14 protein-coding genes and 1 tRNA gene are annotated in these 19844 nt (G+C 67.6%); 6 read left to right on the top strand and 9 right to left on the bottom strand.

Annotated features, from left to right (window positions below):
* Positions 1-18: 18 nt before the first annotated feature.
* Positions 19-894 (bottom strand): branched-chain amino acid ABC transporter permease, encoded by an 876-nt coding sequence (locus EC845_RS21065; protein ID WP_123300272.1) that lies wholly within the window; start codon positions 892-894, stop codon positions 19-21.
* A 91-nt stretch (positions 895-985) separates the two neighbouring features.
* Positions 986-2140 (bottom strand): ABC transporter substrate-binding protein, encoded by a 1155-nt coding sequence (locus EC845_RS21060; protein WP_123300270.1) that lies wholly within the window; start codon positions 2138-2140, stop codon positions 986-988.
* Between the two features lie 333 nt (positions 2141-2473).
* On the opposite strand from EC845_RS21060, the gene EC845_RS21055 reads away from it, so the two are divergent.
* The 3 genes from EC845_RS21055 (at position 2474) to EC845_RS21045 (ending at position 5352) form a co-directional block, all read left to right on the top strand.
* The gene (locus EC845_RS21055) at positions 2474-3238 is read left to right on the top strand and encodes an IclR family transcriptional regulator C-terminal domain-containing protein (protein ID WP_123300268.1); all 765 of its coding nucleotides are present in this window, start codon (positions 2474-2476) and stop codon (positions 3236-3238) included.
* A 109-nt stretch (positions 3239-3347) separates the two neighbouring features.
* Positions 3348-4787, top strand: a complete 1440-nt coding sequence (gene pyk / locus EC845_RS21050) for a pyruvate kinase (protein ID WP_123300266.1) — start codon at positions 3348-3350, stop codon at positions 4785-4787.
* 10 nt (positions 4788-4797) lie between these two features.
* Entirely contained in the window at positions 4798-5352 is a 555-nt protein-coding gene (locus tag EC845_RS21045) for a DUF2946 family protein (RefSeq protein WP_123300264.1), read from the top strand.
* A gap of 41 nt (positions 5353-5393) precedes the next feature.
* Here the strand turns inward: EC845_RS21045 and cls are convergent, their stop codons facing one another.
* From cls to EC845_RS21025, 4 genes are all read right to left on the bottom strand, one after another.
* Entirely contained in the window at positions 5394-6815 is a 1422-nt protein-coding gene (gene cls, locus EC845_RS21040) for a cardiolipin synthase (protein ID WP_123300262.1), read from the bottom strand.
* A gap of 170 nt (positions 6816-6985) precedes the next feature.
* Positions 6986-8470: an efflux transporter outer membrane subunit gene (locus tag EC845_RS21035; RefSeq protein ID WP_123300260.1), complete on the bottom strand. Its 1485-nt coding sequence runs from the start codon at positions 8468-8470 to the stop codon at positions 6986-6988.
* A gap of 7 nt (positions 8471-8477) precedes the next feature.
* Positions 8478-11639 carry an efflux RND transporter permease subunit gene (locus EC845_RS21030; RefSeq protein WP_123300258.1) on the bottom strand — a complete coding sequence of 1054 codons (3162 nt, stop codon included), beginning with the start codon at positions 11637-11639 and terminating at the stop codon, positions 8478-8480.
* A gap of 9 nt (positions 11640-11648) precedes the next feature.
* Positions 11649-12884 (bottom strand): efflux RND transporter periplasmic adaptor subunit, encoded by a 1236-nt coding sequence (locus EC845_RS21025; protein WP_123300256.1) that lies wholly within the window; start codon positions 12882-12884, stop codon positions 11649-11651.
* Between the two features lie 251 nt (positions 12885-13135).
* On the opposite strand from EC845_RS21025, the gene EC845_RS21020 reads away from it, so the two are divergent.
* Positions 13136-13762: a TetR family transcriptional regulator gene (locus EC845_RS21020; RefSeq protein WP_123300254.1), complete on the top strand. Its 627-nt coding sequence runs from the start codon at positions 13136-13138 to the stop codon at positions 13760-13762.
* A 135-nt stretch (positions 13763-13897) separates the two neighbouring features.
* Positions 13898-13973 (top strand) — tRNA-Arg (locus EC845_RS21015).
* 110 nt (positions 13974-14083) lie between these two features.
* On the opposite strand, the gene EC845_RS21010 is transcribed toward EC845_RS21015, so the two are convergent.
* The gene (locus tag EC845_RS21010; RefSeq protein ID WP_123300252.1) at positions 14084-14560 is read right to left on the bottom strand and encodes an Lrp/AsnC ligand binding domain-containing protein; all 477 of its coding nucleotides are present in this window, start codon (positions 14558-14560) and stop codon (positions 14084-14086) included.
* A gap of 104 nt (positions 14561-14664) precedes the next feature.
* Here EC845_RS21010 and putA point away from each other — a divergent pair, with 104 nt between their 5' ends.
* Positions 14665-18474, top strand: a complete 3810-nt coding sequence (gene putA / locus EC845_RS21005) for a trifunctional transcriptional regulator/proline dehydrogenase/L-glutamate gamma-semialdehyde dehydrogenase (RefSeq protein ID WP_123300250.1) — start codon at positions 14665-14667, stop codon at positions 18472-18474.
* A 16-nt stretch (positions 18475-18490) separates the two neighbouring features.
* On the opposite strand, the gene EC845_RS21000 is transcribed toward putA, so the two are convergent.
* Both EC845_RS21000 and moaC read right to left on the bottom strand, forming a co-directional pair.
* Positions 18491-19111 (bottom strand): cytochrome b, encoded by a 621-nt coding sequence (locus EC845_RS21000; RefSeq protein ID WP_123300248.1) that lies wholly within the window; start codon positions 19109-19111, stop codon positions 18491-18493.
* A 159-nt stretch (positions 19112-19270) separates the two neighbouring features.
* Positions 19271-19774: a cyclic pyranopterin monophosphate synthase MoaC gene (gene moaC, locus EC845_RS20995; RefSeq protein WP_123300246.1), complete on the bottom strand. Its 504-nt coding sequence runs from the start codon at positions 19772-19774 to the stop codon at positions 19271-19273.
* Between the last annotated feature and the right edge of the window lie 70 nt (positions 19775-19844).

Raw genomic sequence — 19844 nt, 5'->3', positions numbered from 1 at the left:
TGAGGGGTCTCCTGCCGGTCATACCTTGCGTTCGATCTTCTTGCCCAGCAAGCCCTGCGGCTTGAACAGGATGACCACCATGAACAGCACCAGCGCCACGGCGTCCTTGTACGACGGCGAGATGTAGGCCGCGGCCAGGTTCTCGCCCACGCCCACGATCAGCCCGCCCAGCAGGGCGCCGCGCGAGTTGTTGAAGCCGCCGATGATGGCCGCGAAGAAGGCCTTGGTGCCCAGGCCCTCGCCCATGTCGAACTTGGCCAGATAGGTCGGCGTGACCAGCAGCGCGGCCGAAGCGGCCAGCATGGCGTTGATGGCGAAGGTGTAGAAGATCATGCGCGGCACGTTGATGCCCAGCACCGAGGCGCTCTCGGTGTTCTGTGCCACGGCCTGCATGGCCCGTCCCGTCACCGTGCGCGACAGGAAGGCCTGGGTGGCGACGACCAGCAGCATCGCCAGCACGAAGGTGCCGACGTCCTGCAGGGTGATGGTCACGCCGCCGATGTTGAAGAGCCGGTCGGCGAACAGGCTGGGGAAGGGATAGGCTTCGGCGCTGTAGCCGGCCCGCACGCCGTTGCGCAACGCGATGGCCAGGCCGATCGTGGCCACCACGATGGGCATCATGCCGTAGCGAAAGAGCGGATCGACGATGCCGCGCTTGAACAGCCAGCCGAGCACGATCACCGACAGCACCACGGTGGCGGCAAAGGCCACGGCCAGCGGCGCGCCGACATGGATGAAGCCCAGCATCATGAAGGCCGGCAGCATCACGAACTCGCCCTGGGCGAAGTTGATGGTGCCACTGGCCTGCCACAGCAGCGTGAAGCCGAGGGCGGCCAGCGCATAGATCGCGCCGGTGGACAGCCCCGAGAAAAAGAGTTGTACGAAATCGGTCATCAGGACTCCCTGTTGTCATGGGCCTCGCGCAGGGCGCTGCCAGCCCGGTGCCTGGCGCGGCATCCGGGCGGCCCGCCTCGGGCCGGCAAGCTCAGCGCTTGATGGGGGTGAGCGGCGGCACGGTGGCAATCACTTCCTGCTTGCCGTTCTTGACCTCGACGATGAAGCTCTCGCGGTCGAGATCGCCCTTGGCATCGAACTGCACGTCCATCAGCACGCCCGGCTGCTGGTCGGCGCGGACCGTCAGCGTGTGGAGGGTCTTGGCCACCGCCTCGCGGTCGAACTTGCCGGTCTTCTCGACCGCCGCCTTCAGGATGTAGACCGCCGAATAACCTTTCATGCCGTTGTGGTCGGACACGTAGTTGTAGGCCTTCTCGAACTTGGCGCGGAAGGCGCGCACGGCAGGCAGCGGCGCGTCGACCGTCAGGCCCACGTGCGCGATGGCGCCGTTGGCCGCTTCGCCGGCCAGATCGATGACCTTCTGGCCGGTCAGCGTGGTCTCGCCGACGATGGGCTTGTTCCAGCCCTGCTTGCGCAGTTCGCGCAGCGCGCGGGCGGACTCTTCCTCGTTGGTGTAGACGAACACGCCGTCGGCGCCGCTCTGTTTGGCCTTGAGCACCGCCGCCGAGAAGTCGACCTGCCCGCTGTCGGTGGAGATCTCGCTGACGATGCGGGTGCTGCCGCCGCTCAGCGCTTTCTTGATCGAATCCAGCCCGCCCTTGCCGAAGTCGTTGTTGACGAAGATGACGGCGATGGACTGCAGCTTGAGCTGGTCGCGCATGTAGCGGGCCACCTTGGGCATGGCCGTTTCCTGCGTGAAGCTGGTACGGAACACGTAGGGGTTGCCTTGCTGGGTGATGCTGGCCGCTTCTCCGCCCGTGAAGTTGGGGATGCCGGCACGCTTGGACTCGGTCATGCTGACCATGATGGAGCCCGAGAACACGGGACCGAAGATGGCGAAGACATCGTCGTCCACCGCTTTCTGCGTCAGGCCCTTGGCGACACCGGGGTTGCTCTGCGTGTCGCTGCTGACATAGTCGATGCGGCGGCCGAGGATGCCGCCTGCGGCGTTGACCTCCTTGATGGCGAGCTCCACCCCGTTCTTGAAATTGGTGCCGGCCGTCGCGCCCGCGCCGGAAAGCTCGACGATGTTGACGACCTTGACGCTCTGCTGCGCCCAGGCGCCCAGGCTGCAGGCTGCGATGGCGCATGCTGCCATCGTTTTCAGGGCAAACCGCTTGTTCATGTTGATGTCTCCTCGGTGGTCCATGGGATGCAATCGCTGCCGCGAGGCGGGCCGCCTCGCACGGCATGTCCGCTTCGCTGGCTGAAATGTAGGCTCGCCCCCCACATCGCGACAGGGCACGTAAACGCTAATAACGATCGATCACCGAACGCTTGCGTGCGATGATCGATCGACTTCAGGGTTTCGCCCAATACGCGGGCCGACGTACCCGCCAGCGCCGAAGACCAGGGAAAGCACGGGCTGTCGCAGGCTTCGACGGCCTGGTCTGCGTTCGATAATCGCGCCATGGGGGCGATCAGCAGACGCCCCTTCCCCTACTGCGGAAGAGGGCCTATGGCCGAGATGCTGGATAAACAGAACTGGATAGCCGGGCTGGAAAAAGGGCTGGCACTGATCGAGTCCTTCAACGACCTCAACCCCCGGCTGACCGCCACCGAAGCCGGCCGGCGCTGCGGTCTGACGCGCACGGCGGCGCGCCGTTACCTGCTCACGCTCAACCATTTGGGTTATGTCGAGACCGACGGCAAGCAGTTCTGGCTCACGCCGCGCATCCTGCGGCTGGGTCAGGCTTACCTGGTGTCGGCCCGATTGCCGGCCATCGTGCAGCCGTTCCTGCAGCGCATCACCAGCGGCACCCAGGAGGTGGCCTACGTCAGCGTGCTCGACGGCGACGACATCGTATGCATCGCCCGCAACGGCACCAACCGCGAGATGAACACGGGCTATATCCTGGGCTCACGCGTGCCGGCGCAGGTGACCGCGGCCGGCCTGGTGATCCTGTCGATGATGGCCACCCCCGACATCGACGCCTGGCTGGCCGTGCACCCGCCCAAGATCTACACCGCCTTCACCCACGCCACCTCGGCCCTGCTGCGCCAGCAGATCATGCAGGCACGGGCCCAGGGCTGGGCGCTTTCGGAGCAGCAGTTGCAGCTCAAGCACCGCGGCATCGCCGTGCCGCTGCGCGACCACCATGGCGTCGTCCTCGGCGCCATCAACGTCACCATGCCCATGGGACGCGAAACCGCCGACGAGGCGCTGGCCCGCGTGCTGCCGGCGCTGCAAGAGACGGCGCAGTCCATGCGCAGCCTGCTTTGAGAGCGGCCGAATGGGCGTGCCTGCAACTTTCCGCGGTAACCCAGGTCGCACAAACAACCTGTCAAAATAGAAACAAAATTACCAACCCAGACCCATGGAGACTTCGAACATGAGCCGCGCCCGCCACGCCACCAAGATTGTTGCCACCCTCGGCCCCGCTTCCAGCGACGCCAAAATGCTCGAACGCATGATTGCATCGGGCGTGAACGTGGTGCGGCTGAACTTCAGCCATGGCACGGCACAGGACCACATCGAACGCGCCCGCCTGGTGCGCGAAGCCTCGGAACGGGCCGGCCGCGAAGTCGCCATCATGGCCGACCTGCAGGGCCCCAAGATCCGGGTCGGCAAGTTTGCCGAAGGCCGGGTGATGCTGGTTTCCGGTACCAAGTTCGTGCTCGACGCCACCCGCACCGAGCCCGGCGACCTCGACGGCGTGGGCCTGGACTACAAGGGCCTGCCGCGCGACGTGAAGGCCGGCGACACCCTGCTGCTCAACGACGGCTTGATCGTGCTGTCGGTCGACAGCGTGATCGGCGAGACCGTGCACACCACCGTGGTGGTGGGCGGCGAACTCAGCAACAACAAGGGCATCAACAAGCAGGGCGGCGGCCTCACGGCCCCGGCGCTCACGGCCAAGGACATGGAGGACATCAAGACCGCGATGAGTTTCCAGGCCGACTACGTGGCCGTGAGTTTCCCCAAGAACGCCTCGGACATGGAGATGGCGCGCCAGCTCGCCAACATCGCGGGGGCCGAGTTCAACCATCGCCCCGGCATGATCGCCAAGATCGAGCGGGCCGAAGCCATTCCCCGCCTCGAGGAGATTCTGCTGGCCAGCGACGGCATCATGGTGGCGCGCGGCGATCTGGCCGTCGAGGTCGGCAACGCCGCGGTGCCCGCCTTGCAGAAACGCATGATCAAGCTCGCGCGCGCCAACGACAAGCTGGCGATCACCGCCACGCAGATGATGGAAAGCATGATCACCAACCCCGTGCCGACGCGCGCCGAGGTGAGCGACGTGGCCAACGCGGTGCTCGACGGCACCGACGCCGTGATGCTCAGCGCGGAGACAGCCACCGGCCGCTACCCGCTCGAGACCGTGCAGGAGATGGGCCGCATCTGTGCCGCCGCCGAGCAGGCCGAGCATGTGGAACTCGATGCCGATTTCAGCAGCCGCACGGTGCGCCGCATCGACCAGAGCATTGCCATGGGTGCGCTGTTCACCGCGCACCAGCTCGGCGCCAAGGCCATCGTTGCGCTGACGGCTTCGGGCTCGACCGCGCTGTGGATGAGCCGCCACCGCATCGACATCCCGATCTACGCCCTGACCCCCAGCCTGGCCACGCAGCGGCGCATGGCACTGATCCGCAACGTGCGCCCGCTGCTGATGGACGAAAGCGACGATCGCGACGTGGCGCTGGCGCAGGCCGAAACCCACCTCAAGAAACGCGGCATCGTCGACACGGGCGATGTCTACGCCATCACCTGCGGTGAACCCATGGGCTCGCCGGGCGGCTCCAACATGCTCAAGATCTGCCGCGCAGGCTGACGGCATCGCCATGGACGACATCGTCAGACAGGCCATGGCCAAATGGCCGAACGTGCCCGACTGCCATGACTGGCTGGGCCTCGATGCACGTGGGCACTGGTACATGCGCGACGACCGGGTGCAGGCCGCCGGCCCTTTCCCCGAGGTCAAGGGTTCGCTGCTGCGCCATGACAAGCTGGTCGCGTTCATCGGCCGCAACTACGCGGCCGACGAGCGAGGCTGCTGGTTTTTCCAGAACGGCCCGCAGCGCGTGTTCGTCGAGCTGGAAAGCACGCCGTGGGTCTGGCGGCTCGATGCGGGCGATGCAGCCGATGGCGCGCCGCGCGTGACGAGCCACACCGGCCTGACCGCCGCCGTGCGCGCCTGCCTGGTGGACGAGCAAGGTCACGCCTACCTCGACACCGAGCGGGGACTGGGCCGGGTCCACAGCCAGGACATGGGCCTGCTGGCCGATGCGCTCGAAGCCGGCTTCTGGACGGCACGCGACGTGCGCGCTGCGGATCTGCCGGCGGCACGGGGCTATGTGCTCAGCCCCTCGGCGCTGGAGAAGAACGGCCGGCGCTGACCGGCCGGCCGGCACGCCCTACGGCAGGGCCTGCCGGTCTGCTAGAGCAAGGGCGAGGCCAGGCGCGCCAAGGCTTCCGGAAAGCGCTTGGCGATGGTGCGGCGGGGCTGGCGAACGATGAGCTCCTGGGCTCCGGCCATGTCGGCTTCGAACTGGGCGGCCAGCGCGGCCGCGGCCTCGGGCTCGTAGTTGAGCACCGCCACCTCGAAGTTCAGCCGGAAACTGCGGTTGTCGAAGTTGTCCGTCCCGACAAAGCTGTAGAGGTCGTCGACCACCAGCGACTTGCTGTGCAGCATGCAGGGTCCGTACTCCCAGATGCGCACGCCCACCCGCAGCAGCTCGCCGAACCAGGACCGTGCGGCCAGCGTGACGAGCAGGTTGTCGCTGCGCCGGGGCACCAGGATGCGCACATCCACGCCCCGCAGGGCGGCCGAGGTCAGCGCGAACAGCGCGGGCTCGTCGGGCACAAAATACGGCGTGGTCAGCCAGATGCGTTCGCGGGCATGCTCCATGGCCGTGATCTTGGCCCGCAGGATGGGGGCATGCAACTCGTCCGGCCCGGCCGGGATGATCTGCACCACCTGACCGCCCCCGCCCGCCGGCAGCTCCGGCGGCGGCAAGGACGCACCGGACACCTGGCCGGTCGAGTAGTGCCAGTCCTCGAGGAACATCTGCTCGAGCCAGTACACCGCCGGCCCTTCGATCTGCAGATGCAGGTCGTGGTAGGGCTCGCGGCAGCGGCGCTGATCCTGTTCGTCGGTCACGTTGATGCCACCGGTCAGCCCGATCGCGCCGTCGACCACCACGATCTTGCGGTGGGTGCGCATGTTGAGCACGGGCCGGAAACGCCGCAGCGAGGTGGCATGGAAAAACGCCAGCTCGCCGCCGGCTTCGATGAGCGGCCGCATCCAGCGCCGCGTCACCCGGGCCGAGCCGAGCGCATCGACCAGCAGGCGCACCTGCACGCCCTCGCGCGCCTTGGCGACCAGCAGGTCGCGCAACGCGGTGCCGGTGTCGTCGCGTTCGTAGATGTAGTACTCGAGATGGATGCTGCGGCGGGCTTGCCCGATGGCCGCGAAGATGGCCTCGAAGGTGGCTTCGCCGCCCGACAGCAGCGTGTGCGCGGTGGCGATGGTGGGCGGATAGCCGCTCGCGCCGTAGATCAGGCGCCCCATGCTCGAGGCATGCGGCAGGGCCTCGGCCTCGAGCCGCTGCCGCCAGTCTTCGCGCTGGCTTTCGACGGCGCGGCGGCTGGCCTGGCGATTGAGGCGGCGGCGTTCGACACGCTGCGGCCCGAACAGGTAGTAGATGAAAAAACCGATGTACGGCAATGCACCCAGCGCCAGCAGCCAGCCGAGGGTGGCGACCGGCGAGCGTTTCTGCAGCACGATCCAGCCCCCCAGCAACAGCAGGTAGGCGATCCAGATGGCCGACAGTGTCCAGGCAAGCGAGGGTTGGTCCATGGTGCGCTAGTGTGCCGTGCGTGGACCGCCGGCCCGACGGCCGCGTGTCGGCTCGCGGCGGGGGCTCGGGCCGGACAGCCCCGACACCGCGCGGCAGCGGCGCGTGCCAGGCCGCCGAAAGAAGCCGCGCATGGAGACCATTGCATCCATGCGCGACCCGGCCGGCATGCTCAGGGCTGGGCGCCCGTACGCGGACCGACGGTGGGGCCGGCTGCTGCCGCGCCCGTGGCTGCGGCCGGGGTGGACTCGGCCGTCCAGCCGCCGCCCAGCACCTTGTAGAGCGTGACCTGGTTCTGCAACTGAGCCAGTTGCACCGTGATCGCCGTCTGCTGGGTCGTGAACAGCGTGCGCTGCGCATCGAGCAGATCGAGGTAACTCGACACGCCGTTGCGGTAACGCAGGTCGGAGAGCTGGAAGGTGGTCTGCGCCGCCTTCAACTGCGCCTGGGTGGCGCGCAGTTGTTCGTCCCAGGTCGCGTTGCCGGCCAGCGCGTCGGCCACTTCGCTGAACGCCGACTGGATGGCCTTCTCGTAGTTGGCCGTCGCGATGTCGCGGTCCACCTGGGCGACGTCGAGGTTGGCCCGGTTGGCGCCCCAATCGAAGATCGGCACGCTGAGCTGCGGCGCAAACGACCAGGCCTTTGTCGACTCGTCGAACAGGTTCGAGAGACCGGTGCTGGCACGGCCGAACGATCCCGTCAGCGTGATGCGCGGGAAGAAGGCGGCACGGGCCGCGCCGATGTTGGCGTTGGCGGCGAGCAGGCTCTGTTCCGAGGCCACGATGTCCGGGCGATTGACCAGCAGGTCCGAGGGCAGGCCGACCGGGATCTTGGCCAGCAGATCGGTCTGTCCGCCCAGTGCCCGACCGTCGAGCGGCACGTCGGCCGGCCATGTCGGGGTCCCCAGCAGCAGCACCATGGCGTTGAGATCCTGGGCACGCTGGCGTTCGAGCTGCGCCAGGCTGGCGCGAGCGCTTTCGACCAGGCCTTCGGATTGGCGCAGGTCCAGCTCCGAACTCACGCCGTTGTCGAACTTGAGCTGCGTCAGCTTGAACGAATCCTCGCGCGTCTGCAGCGTGTCGCGCGTCACCCGCAGCAACTGGTCGTCGGCCAGCAGCGTCAGGTAACCCGTCGCCACGGAAGAGACCAGGCTGATCTGCGCGGTCTTGCGGGTCGCTTCGTTCGCCAGGTAGGTCGACAGCGCGGCGTCCTTCAGGCTCTGGATGCGGCCGAAGAAGTCGAGCTCGTACGAGGTGATGCCGACGCCGATCGTGGCCACGTTCTCGCTGCCGCCCGGGCTCTGCCGGCTCTCGGTGATGGCACCGTTGAGCGTCGGCAACTGGGCCGCGCGCTGGATGCGGAACTGCGCCTGCGCACGCTGCACGTTGAGTGCGGAGACCTGCAGGTCGCGGTTGTTGTCCAGCGCGATCTGGATCAGCCGCTTGAGACGGGCGTCGGCAAAAAAGTCCTGCCAGCCGATGTCGGCGGCAGCGGCCTGGCTGGCCACGGCGGCCGGCGCCTGCGGGAAGGTCGCGGCCACGGGGGCCGCCGGACGTTCGTACTTGGGCGCCAGCGAGCAGCCGGCCAGCACCAGGGCCGCAGCCAGGATGCTCAGGCCCTGCAGCGCAGGCCGGCTCGTCTTGGAAGAAATCGACATAAAAGAATTACTCGGCACGGTTGGCTTCCTCCATGTGCTGCTTGGCTTGCTTGGCGTCGAGCGAGCGCTGGCGCTCGCTGCCCTTGAAGTAGCCACGCACCAGCACAAAGAACACGGGCACAAAGATCACCGCGAGCACCGTTCCGGTGATCATCCCGCCGATCACGCCCGTTCCGATGGCCTGCTGGCTGGCCGAGCTGGCGCCGGTGGCGATGGCCAGCGGCAGCACACCCAGCGTGAACGCCAGCGAGGTCATGATGATGGGACGGAACCGCAGATGGGCGGCTTCGAGCGCGGCTTCGACCACGCTCTTGCCCTGGGCCTGGAGGTCCTTGGCGAACTCGATGATCAGAATCGCGTTCTTCGCCGACAGGCCGATGATGGTGATCAGCCCGATCTGGAAGTAAACGTCGTTGGAGAGCCCGCGGCCCAGCGTCGCCAGCAGCACGCCCAGCACGCCCAGCGGCACCACCAGCAGCACCGAGAACGGAATCGACCAGCTCTCGTAGAGTGCGGCCAGGCACAGGAACACGGCCAGGATGGCGAAGCCGTACAGCACCATGGCCTGCGAGCCGGCGAGCTTTTCCTCACGCGACTGGCCGGTCCACTCGTAGCCGAAGCCCTGCGGCAACTGGGCGGCCAGGCGCTCCATCTCGGCCATGGCATCGCCCGTGCTGTAGCCCGGCGCGGCATCGCCGGCGATCTTGGCTGCGGAATAGCCGTTGTAGCGCACGGTCTGCACCGGGCCCACCTCCCAGCGGGTGGTCGCGAACGCGGACAGCGGAACGACCTGGCCCGCGCTGTTGAGCACCGGCAGATCCAGGATCTGTCCGGGCTGCATGCGGGCGCTGGCATCGGCCTGCACCACGACACGCTGCAGGCGGCCCTGGTTGGGGAAGTCGTTCACGTACGACGAGCCCAGCGAGGTCGACAGCGCCGTGCTGATCGAATCGAAGCTCACGCCCAGCGCGTTGGCCTTGGCGCGGTCGATGTCGATGTGCATCTGCGGTGCGTCTTCCATGCCGTCGGGACGCACGCCCGCGAGGACCGGGCTTTGCGCCGCCATGCCCAGCAACTGGTTGCGTGCCGCCGTCAGGGCCGCATGACCCTGGCTGCTGCGGTCCTGCAACCGGAAGGTGAAGCCGGTGGCGTTGCCCAGTTCCGGAATGGGTGGCGGGCTCAGCGCAAAGATGAAGGCATCGCGGATGCCGGCCAGCGCGCCGAAGGCCCGGCCGGCGACGGCCTGGGCGGAATGCTCCGCACCGCTGCGTTCGCTCCAGTCCTTGAGAATCACGAACGCCAGGCCCACGTTCTGGCCCTGTCCGGAGAACGAGAAACCGGCAACCGTCACGATGTTGGCGACTTCGGACTGATCGAGCATGTACTTCTCGATCTGCGTCAGGACCTCGGTCGTGCGTTCCTTCGAAGCGCCCTCGGGCAGTTGCACGTTGGTGATGATGTAGCCCTGATCCTCGTTCGGCAGGAAGGAGGTCGGCAGGCGTGTGTAGACCAGCGCCACCACACCGACCAGCAGCGCGTAGATGATCATCATGCGGCCCGAACGGCGGACCAGCTTGGAGAGGCCGGACTCGTAGCGCTTCGAGGTCCGCGTGAAACCGCGGTTGAACCAGCCGAAGAAACCCTTCTTCTCGTGGTTGTGGCCGGCGGCCACGGGCTTGAGCAGCGTCGCGCACAGAGCCGGTGTCAGCGACAGCGCCAGGAACGCGGAGAACGCGATCGAGGTCGCCATGGTGGCCGAGAACTGGCGGTAGATGTTGCCGGTCGAGCCCGCAAAGAAGGCCAGCGGCACGAACACCGAGATCAGCACCACCGTCACGCCGATGATGGCGCCGGAGATCTGGCCCATTGCCTTGCGTGTGGCCTGCAGAGGCGGCAGGCCCTCCTCGCTCATGATGCGCTCGACGTTCTCCACCACCACGATGGCATCGTCCACCACGATGCCGATCACCAGCACCATGCCGAACATGGTCAGCACGTTGATCGAGAAGCCCAGCGCCAGCAGCGCACCGAAGGTGCCCAGCAGCGCCACCGGCACCACGATGGTCGGGATGATGGTGTAGCGGAAGTTCTGCAGGAACAGGAACATCACCAGGAACACCAGCACCACGGCTTCGATCAGCGTATGGACCACCTTTTCGATGGACACCGAGATGAAGGTCGTGGTGTCGTAGGGCACCGTGTACTGCACGCCGGCCGGGAAGAACTGCTTGAGTTCCTCGAGCTTGGCCTTGACGGCCTTGGCGGTTTCCAGCGCATTGGCATCCGGCGTGGGCTGCACGCCCAGGCCCACCGCGTCCTGTCCGTTCAGACGGGCGCTGGTGTTGTAGGACTGCGCACCGAGGTCGATGCGCGCGACGTCCTTGAGCTTGACGGTCGAGCCGTCGGTGTTGGCGCGCAGCACGATCTCGCCGAACTGTTCGGCGGTGTTGAGCTGGCCCTTGACGACGATGGTCGCGGCGATGGACTGGTTGGCTTCGCTCGGCAGATCACCCAGCGAGCCGGCCGACACCTGCAGATTCTGTGCCGCGATGGCCGCCGTCACGCTGCTCATGGCCATGTTGTAGCCCTTGAGCTTGGCCGGATCGACCCACACGCGCATAGCCCGTTCCGCACCGAACTGCGTCACCGTACCGACGCCGGCAATGCGCTGCAGCTCGGGCAGCACGTTGCGGGCGGCGTAGTCGTTGAGCTGCTCCACGCTGGTGTCCGGACTGGACGTCGAGAGCATGGCGAACAGCAGGAAGTTGGAGCGCGACTGCTCGACGCGCACACCCTGCTGCGTCACCGCCGACGGCAGGCGCGGCGTGGCCCGCGACAGGCGGTTCTGCACGTCGACCTGCGCCATGTCCACGTCGGTGCCGGGCTCGAAGCTCAGCGTGATCGTGCCGGTGCCGTTGGACTGCGCAGCGGTCTCCATGTAGGCCAGGCCCTGCGCGCCGTTCATCTCGCGTTCGACCACGGCCAGCACGCTCTGCTCGAGCGTTTCGGCATCGGCGCCGGGGTAGGTCGCCGTCACCAGAATGGTGGGCGGCGCCACGGCCGGGTACTGCGCAATCGGCAGCTGGGTGATGGAGACAGCCCCCAACACCATGATGAAGATGGACACGACCCACGCAAAGATGGGCCGTTCGATGAAAAATCTTGCCATGTCCGTTCCTTACTGCTTGGCGGCGGGCGCGCCCTGCCCTTGGGGCGCGGCGGCAGCCTTCCAGTCGACCGGCGTGACGGTGACAGGCTGGCCAGGTGCGCCACGGGGCAGCTTCTGGAAGCCGTCGACCATGACTTTCTCGCCGTTCTTCAGGCCCTCGAGCACGACCCAGTTGGAACCCTGTGCCGGGCCCAGCTTGACCGAGCGGGTCTCGAGCTTGTTTTCAGCGCCGACCACCTTCACGCTGTCGCCCGAGGCGGCACGCGAGACGGCCTGCTGCGGCAGCAGCACGGCGTTGTCCACGGCCGCCTGCTCGAGCTTGACGCGCACGTACAGGCCGGGCAGCAGCAGACGTTCGGGATTGGGGATCTCGGCCCGCAGCGTCACCTGGCCGCTGGTGGAATCCACGGTCAGGTCGCTGAACAGCAGCTTGCCGGCATGGGCGTATTCGGTGCCGTCGTCGAGCACCACCTTGACGCTGGCTGCCCCGTTGCCGGCCTGCTTGAGCTGGCCGGAGGCCACGCCGCGCTGGAGCCGGAGCGCATCCGAAGCCGACTGCGTGAAGTTCACGTACAGCGGATCGATCTGCTGCACCACCGCCAGTTGCGTCGCATCGCCCTGGCCCACCAGAGCCCCTTCGGTGACCAGCGCCCGGCCGATGCGGCCGGAAATGGGCGAGGTGACCGAGGCATAACCGAGGTTGATGCGTGCCGTGGTCACCGAAGCCTTGGCCGAGGCCACGTTGGCTTCGGCGGTCTTCTGGGAAGCCACCGCGTTGTCGTAATCCTGCTTGCTCACGGCATTGACGGCCACCAGCGGCTTGTAGCGGTCGGCCTGCGATTTCGCCTGTGCCAGCGTGGCTTCGGCCTGGGCGACACTGGCCTGCGCGCTCTCCAGCGAGGCACGGTAAGGCGCGTTGTCGATCAGGAACAGCTGCTGGCCGGCCTTGACCTCGCTGCCTTCACGGAACAGACGCTTCTGCAGAATGCCGGAAGCCCGTGCACGCACTTCGGCCACACGCGAGGCTTCGAGGCGGCCCGGCAGTTCGTTCTGCAACCCGATGGTGCCCGGCGTCACCGTCACCACACCCACCTGGGGTGGCGGCGGAGCCTGCTGCGCCTGGGCCGGATCGGCCTCTTTTTTGCCGCAGGCTGCCAGCACCACGGCCACCGCGACAACGGCATATCGCCAAGACAGGAAATGGCGCGAAGGCGCCTGATTGACCGGATGACGGCTCACTGACATGCGTATCCCCAAAAGAAAATCACAGTGCCGCTCCCCGCTGCGCACACGTTCCGTGCGGCCTCGCTGTTCGGCGGCCCTGCTGGACTGTACCGGACACGGTCAAGACCGGAAATAACCCGGGCACGACGTATCCCCAATTCGACAAGTGCGGCGAGTATACATACAATCAAGAATGTATGCTGCATTGCAGTATCGATAACACTTCGAGACGACACCCATGACTCCCCCACTCTCCAGCGTCCGCCCGTCCTATGGCTCGTAAAACCAAGGCCGACGCCCAGATCACGCGCGATCAGCTGCTCGATGCTGCCGAGTTTCTGTTTCAGGAACGTGGCGTATCCCGCACATCCCTGCAGCAAATTGCGGACCAGGCAGGACTGACGCGCGGCGCCATCTATTGGCACTTCAAGGACAAGGGGGAACTCTTCTGCGCCATGGTCGACCGTGTGCACCTGCCGTTCGAGGAGATCATCGAGCAGTTGCAGCAGGATGCGAGCCACAGCCCGCTGACGCGCCTGCGCCAGATCATGCTGAGGGGTCTGAGCCATATCCAGTCGGATGCACATACCCGGCGGGTGTTCGAGATCGTGACGCAGAAGGTCGAACTGGTCGACGAGATCCGCACCGTGATCGACCGCTTCCAGGAATGCCGCCACGAGTTCCTGACGCTGATCGAGGACGAGATCAAGGCCGCGCAACAGAACGGCGACCTGCGGTCCGACATGCCGGCCCGCATGGCCGCGATCACGCTGCACAGCCTGATCGACGGCATGATCTACAACTGGCTGCTCGACCCGACGGACCACGATCTGTTCGAAACCGGCAACCACGCCTACGAAATTTTCGAGGCCGGTCTGCGCACGCAGCGCCCCGGCTGAAGCCGCCGGGCGGGCCTGGCCCGTTGCCGACGCCGGGATGCCGGGATGCCGCGGCAAATTGGCGGGCAGAAGCCGTGGCTGCGTCTGCCTGCGGGTATACTGCTGCGCTTGGCGTTGATTGCGCCAGTCTCATGTGCGGCTGTAGCTCAGTGGATAGAGTATTGGCCTCCGAAGCCAAGGGTCGTGGGTTCGATTCCCCCCAGCCGCACCAGTCGATCGAATCGGCACGTCATCGACGCACCCTCCTGCAAGGACGGTGCGTTTTTTTGTCGATGGGACTCCCGTTGCCCAGGTACAACGGACACGTTGCCGCCCCTGCCGCTAGCCCAGGTGCAGCCGCGACGAGTTCTTGACCTCTTCCATCACCGCATACGTGCGTGTCTCGCGCACCCCCGGCAGCTGCCACAGCACGTGGCCGGCAAACGCGCGGTAGGCGGTCATGTCGGCCGTCCGGGTCTTGATCAGGTAGTCGAAGCCGCCGGCCACCATGTGGCACTCCATGATCTCGGGCCGCAGTTGCACGGCGACCTTGAACTGCTCGAAGACATTGGGCGTGGTGCGGTCGAGCAGAACCTCCACGAACACCAGCATGCCGGCCTGCAGCTTGAGCGGATTGAGCCGGGCCTCGTAGCCCAGGATATAGCCCTCGCGGGTCAGCCGCTGCACGCGTGCAAGCACAGCCGTGGGCGAAAGCGCCACCGCCTCGGCCAGCTTGAGGTTGGCCACGCGGCCATCCTCCTGCAGCAGGTTGAGGATGCGCAGATCGATGCGGTCGAGTTCGTGGTCGGAGCGGCTCATGCCGGATTATTCACCACCGAATTGACAAAATAAAGCGAATTATTAACCATCCATTCTGGGAGCATTGTCAAATCCTCAATCCATCGCTCTCCTCGCGGACGATCATGAACCCGAACAGCCCGCTTCCCTCCGATCCAGCGCCGGCCGCCCCTGTCGCCGGCCGCTTCGTGGCCATCACGCCCCTGGCTTCGCACGGCGCTCTGCGCCAGCGCATCACGCAGGCCTGGCGCAAGCCCGAGCCGCAGGCCGTGGCCGACCTTCTCGAAGAAGCGCGCCTGCCGCCGGCCGTTGCCGCGCGCGCCCAGGCCCTGGCCACGCACCTCGTGCAGGCGTTGCGTACACGACGGTCGGCATCGGGCAAGGCCGGCCTCGTGCAGGGTCTGCTGCAGGAGTTCTCCCTGTCGTCGCAAGAAGGCGTCGCCCTGATGTGCCTGGCCGAGGCCTTGTTGCGTATACCCGACGGCGCCACGCGCGATGCCCTGATCCGCGACAAGATCAGCCACGGCGATTGGCGCGGCCATGTGGGGCAGAGTCCGTCGGTCTTCGTCAATGCGGCGGCCTGGGGGCTGATGCTGACGGGCAAGCTGGTGGCCACCCACAGCGAGCAAGGACTGGCCGGCTCGCTGGGCCGCCTGATCGCACGCGGCGGCGAGCCGCTGATCCGCAAGGGCGTGGACATGGCCATGCGCCTGATGGGCGAGCAGTTCGTCACGGGCGAGACCATGGCACAGGCACTGGCGCACGCGCAGTCTCTCGAGGCGCAGGGCTTTCGTTACTCGTACGACATGCTCGGCGAGGCCGCACTGACGGCCGCCGATGCGCAACGCTACAACCAGGACTACGAAAACGCCATCCACGCCATCGGCCAAGCCGCCAACGGCCGCGGGGTCTACGAAGGCCCCGGCATCTCGATCAAGCTCTCGGCGCTGCACCCGCGCTACTGCCGGGCCCAGTACGCGCGCGTCATGGACGAGCTGTACCCCCGCGTGCTGCATCTCGCCCAGTTGGCCCGCAGCTACGACATCGGACTCAACATCGATGCCGAAGAGGCCGACCGCCTGGAGCTTTCGCTCGACTTGCTCGAGCGGCTGTGTTTCGAGCCCTCGCTGCAGGACTGGCAAGGCATCGGCTTCGTGATCCAGGCCTACCAGAAGCGCTGCCCTGCCGTCATCGACTACCTGATCGACCTGGCACGACGCAGCGGCCACCGCCTGATGATCCGGCTGGTCAAGGGGGCCTACTGGGACAGCGAGATCAAGCGCGCCCAGGTCGACGGCATGCCCGATTACCCCGTGTACACCCGCAAGCCCTACACCGACCTCTCGTACATCGCCTGCGCGCGCCGTCTGCTGGCGGCGCCCGAGGCGGTCTATCCGCAGTTCGCCACGCACAACGCGCAGTCGCTCGCCGCGATCCACGAACTGGCCGGTCCCGCGTCCTACCAGCCGGGCCAATACGAGTTCCAGTGCCTGCACGGCATGGGCGAGCCGCTGTATGAACAAGTCGTGGGCCCCGGCAAGCTCGGCCGGCCCTGCCGCATCTATGCCCCGGTCGGCACGCACGAGACGCTGCTGGCCTACCTGGTGCGCCGGCTGCTGGAAAACGGCGCCAACACCTCGTTCGTCAACCGCATCGCGGATCCCGATGTCGCCATCGCGGATCTGGTTCGCGACCCGGTCGACCAGGTCGAAAACGACGCACGCCGCGAGGGCGCGCTCGGCCTGCCCCACCCCGGCATCGCGGCACCGCGCCACCTGTACGGCACGCAGCGGCTCAACGCGTGGGGACTCGACCTCGCCAACGATCAGCAACTCGCTGCACTGACGCGTGCGCTGCAGGCCGGCAGCGATGTGGCGCTGGCCGCCGTGCCGCTGCTGGCCGAGGGCATCGACGCGCAGCCCGATGCCGTGGCGCAGCCGGTGCCGAATCCGTCGGACCATCGCGATACCGTGGGCACGGTGCGCGAAGCCAGCCCCGCCGAAGTCGACGCGGCCCTGCAGGCAGCCCACGCCGAAGCGCCGCAGTGGGCCGCCACGCCGCCCACCGCACGCGCGCAGATCCTGCGCCAGGCGGCAGAGGCCCTGGAAGCCGACCTGCCGGCCCTGCTCGGCACGCTGGTGCGCGAGGCAGGCAAGACCTATGCAAACGCCATGGCCGAGGTTCGCGAAGCCGTCGATTTCCTGCGCTACTACGCAGCGCAGGCGCAGGCCGGATTCGACACCGCCACCCACCGCCCGCTCGGTCCGGTGCTGTGCATCAGCCCCTGGAATTTTCCGCTGGCCATCTTCACCGGCCAGATCGCAGCCGCCCTGGCCGCGGGCAACACGGTGCTGGCCAAACCCGCCGAACAGACCCCCTTGATCGCCACCCTGGCCGTGCAGCACCTTCACCGGGCCGGCGTGCCGCGTGCGGCCCTGCAACTGCTGCCGGGCCGCGGCGAGACGGTCGGCGCCCGCCTCACCGGCGACGCCCGGATCCAGGGCGTGATGTTCACGGGCTCGACCGAAGTCGCCCGTCTGCTGCAGAAGACCCTGGCCCGGCGCCTGGGCCCCGAGGGCAAGCCGATTCCGCTGATCGCCGAGACCGGCGGCCAGAACGCCATGATCGTGGACTCCTCCGCCCTCACCGAGCAGGTGGTCGGCGACGTCGTCAGCTCGGCCTTCGACAGTGCCGGCCAGCGCTGCTCGGCGCTCCGGGTGCTGTGTGTCCAGGAGGACGTGGCCGATCGCGTCATCGAGATGCTCAAGGGCGCCATGGCCGAACTCGCGCTGGGCAACCCCGAATGGCTGGCCCATGACATCGGACCGGTCATCGACGCCGAGGCGCGCGACGGCATCGACCGCCACATCGACCGCTTGCGCACCCAGGGCCGCACCGTCCATCAGGCCGGCCGGACCGGCTCGCCCGCCGCGCTGGCCCATGGCACCTTCGTGCCGCCCACGCTCATCGTTCTGGAGAGCCTGGCCGAACTCGAGCGGGAGGTCTTCGGCCCCGTGCTCCACGTCGTGCGTTACCCGCGCAGCCAACTGCCCCGACTGCTCGATGAAATCCGCGACACGGGCTACGGCCTGACGCTGGGCCTGCACACCCGCATCGACGAAACCATCGCGCAGGTGGTGGAGGCCGCCCATGCAGGCAACGTCTACGTCAATCGCAACATTGTGGGCGCCGTGGTGGGCGTGCAGCCCTTCGGCGGCGAGGGCCTGTCGGGCACCGGCCCCAAGGCGGGCGGACCGCTCTATCTTTACCGCCTGCTGGCCAGCCGGCCCGCCGAGGCACTCGACCGCCCGTTCGGCACACGGCCGCCCGCCACGGCTATCGCATCCGCATCCGCATCCGCATCCGCACCCGCACCCGCACCCGCACCCGTGCCACGCACGCCCTCCCCCGCCAGCCAGGCGCTGGCAGCCTGGACGGGCAAGCCGGCGGCAGCCGCCGACCTCGCATTCGGTTTCCTGACCGCCGGCCCCTTCGAGCTACCCGGCCCTACCGGCGAATGCAATACCTACCGCGTGCTGCCGCGCAACGCCGTGCTCTGCCTGGCCCGGCGCGACGACGACCGGCTGGCGCAACTGGCCGCCGTGCTGGCCGTGGGCAGCCGCCCGGTCTGGCCCACCGACGACGCCCGGGCCCGCGCGCTGCACGCGCGCCTGCCGCCTGCCGTCCAGGCCGCCATCCTCTGGGACGACGACCGCAAGCAGACCTCGGTCGACGCGGTACTCCACCAGGGCGACGAAACCAGTCTGCGCCAGACGCTGGAACGCGTGGCCCGGTGGCCCGGCCCCATCGTGGGCGTGACCGCCCTGCCGGAAGGCGATTCCGGCATTCCGCTCGAACGGCTGGTCGTCGAGCGTGCGCTGAGCGTCAATACCGCAGCGGCCGGCGGCAACGCCAGCCTGATGACGATGGCCTAGCGCCGCGTGCCCGGGCTCAGGCCCGCGTTCCGGCGCCCGGGGGGTTCGAGCCGTCGGTCACCCGGCCGATCATGCGCTGGGCGATCTCGTCGCGCCACACAAAACGATGCACGACGACCATCAGCACGTGGCCCGCGATCAAGGCCAGCAGCACCCACGCCAGCAGGCCGTGGGCGGCATTGGCCGGTGCCATCATCCAGGGGATGGGGTCGCTCGGCCCCATCAGCGGCACGCCGAAGGGCGCGAACGGCCGGCCCGAGCCGTACTGGCGCATCAGCCCGATCAGGGGCACGACCAGCATCAGTCCATAGAGCGCCAGATGACCCAGCACCGCCAGCAGGCCCACGAGGCCGGGCTGGTGGGACGGACGCCGGCGCAGGTTGTAGAGCCCCCACAGGCCGCGCAGCAGCAGCAGCACGAACAGCACCAGGCCCACATCGCGATGCACGCCGACGAACACGCCGCTCAACGGCGTGCGGCCGATCGTGACCTTGAGCACCATGCCCACGAACTGCCACAGGAACAGCAAGGCCATGGACCAGTGCAGCCAGCGGCTGATGCGGCCGAAACGGCCGGGACTGTCGATCCAGGGGCTGGTCGCCGCCAGGGCGGCCGAGCGGCGGGAAGAGGAAGGCATGGCAGTCATCGTGTTGGGCTCGTGGAAAATCTCAAGGGCCGGACGGCGCCTGCCCTGCGGCGGCACGGACGTCCTGGCGCTATGGTAGTGGCGAACCGGGACGGCGGCGCGTGCGCTGGCGCACATCCCGCCCGGCAGCCGCCGGCCGTCTGGGCGTCATCAGCCAGCGCGATAGCTGCCCGACTTGCCGCCATGCTTTTCCAGCACACGCACGCCTTCGATGACCATGCCGCGATCCGCCGCCTTGCACATGTCGTAGATGGTGAGCAGGGCGACCTGCACGGCAGCCAGGGCCTCCATCTCCACGCCGGTCGGGCCCACGGTCTCGGCGGTGGCCGTGCAGGTCACGGCAGCCGGCCGGCCCGGCGCCGACAATTCGAATGCCACGGCCACGCGGGTCAGCGCCAACGGATGGCAGAGCGGAATGAGATCGCTCGCTTTCTTCGCCCCCTGGATACCCGCGATGCGCGCTACCCCCAGCACGTCGCCCTTCTTGGCGTTTCCCTGCGCGATGAGCGCCAGCGTCTCGTCGCGCATGGCGATGCGCCCCTCGGCCACGGCCACGCGGTGCGTGTGCGCCTTCGTTCCCACGTCCACCATGTGGGCCTGGCCCTGCGGGTCGAAATGCGTGAGAGGGGATGGCGAGGGAGCGGATGCAGTCATGGCGGGGAAGGAAACGAAACTGAACGGATCGGGCGGGTGCCGCACGGAGCGACCGGGTCAATCGCACACC

It is taken from the genome of Comamonas sp. BIGb0124 (assembly GCF_003752175.1).
Lineage (GTDB): Bacteria > Pseudomonadota > Gammaproteobacteria > Burkholderiales > Burkholderiaceae_C > Comamonas_F.
Note: the sequence above shows the minus strand (reverse complement) of the source record. Positions and strands in the feature narration are given on the sequence as shown.

Excerpts from the sequence above, each read along its gene's own strand:
- EC845_RS21065 (WP_123300272.1), bottom strand. The coding sequence starts at position 894 with ATGACCGATTTCGTACAACTCTTTTTCTCGGGGCTGTCCACCGGCGCG.
- EC845_RS21060 (WP_123300270.1), bottom strand. The coding sequence starts at position 2,140 with ATGAACAAGCGGTTTGCCCTGAAAACGATGGCAGCATGCGCCATCGCA.
- EC845_RS21055 (WP_123300268.1), top strand. The coding sequence starts at position 2,474 with ATGGCCGAGATGCTGGATAAACAGAACTGGATAGCCGGGCTGGAAAAA.
- pyk (WP_123300266.1), top strand. The coding sequence starts at position 3,348 with ATGAGCCGCGCCCGCCACGCCACCAAGATTGTTGCCACCCTCGGCCCC.
- EC845_RS21045 (WP_123300264.1), top strand. The coding sequence starts at position 4,798 with ATGGACGACATCGTCAGACAGGCCATGGCCAAATGGCCGAACGTGCCC.
- cls (WP_123300262.1), bottom strand. The coding sequence starts at position 6,815 with ATGGACCAACCCTCGCTTGCCTGGACACTGTCGGCCATCTGGATCGCC.
- EC845_RS21035 (WP_123300260.1), bottom strand. The coding sequence starts at position 8,470 with ATGTCGATTTCTTCCAAGACGAGCCGGCCTGCGCTGCAGGGCCTGAGC.
- EC845_RS21030 (WP_123300258.1), bottom strand. The coding sequence starts at position 11,639 with ATGGCAAGATTTTTCATCGAACGGCCCATCTTTGCGTGGGTCGTGTCC.
- EC845_RS21025 (WP_123300256.1), bottom strand. The coding sequence starts at position 12,884 with ATGTCAGTGAGCCGTCATCCGGTCAATCAGGCGCCTTCGCGCCATTTC.
- EC845_RS21020 (WP_123300254.1), top strand. The coding sequence starts at position 13,136 with ATGGCTCGTAAAACCAAGGCCGACGCCCAGATCACGCGCGATCAGCTG.
- EC845_RS21010 (WP_123300252.1), bottom strand. The coding sequence starts at position 14,560 with ATGAGCCGCTCCGACCACGAACTCGACCGCATCGATCTGCGCATCCTC.
- putA (WP_123300250.1), top strand. The coding sequence starts at position 14,665 with ATGAACCCGAACAGCCCGCTTCCCTCCGATCCAGCGCCGGCCGCCCCT.
- EC845_RS21000 (WP_123300248.1), bottom strand. The coding sequence starts at position 19,111 with ATGCCTTCCTCTTCCCGCCGCTCGGCCGCCCTGGCGGCGACCAGCCCC.
- moaC (WP_123300246.1), bottom strand. The coding sequence starts at position 19,774 with ATGACTGCATCCGCTCCCTCGCCATCCCCTCTCACGCATTTCGACCCG.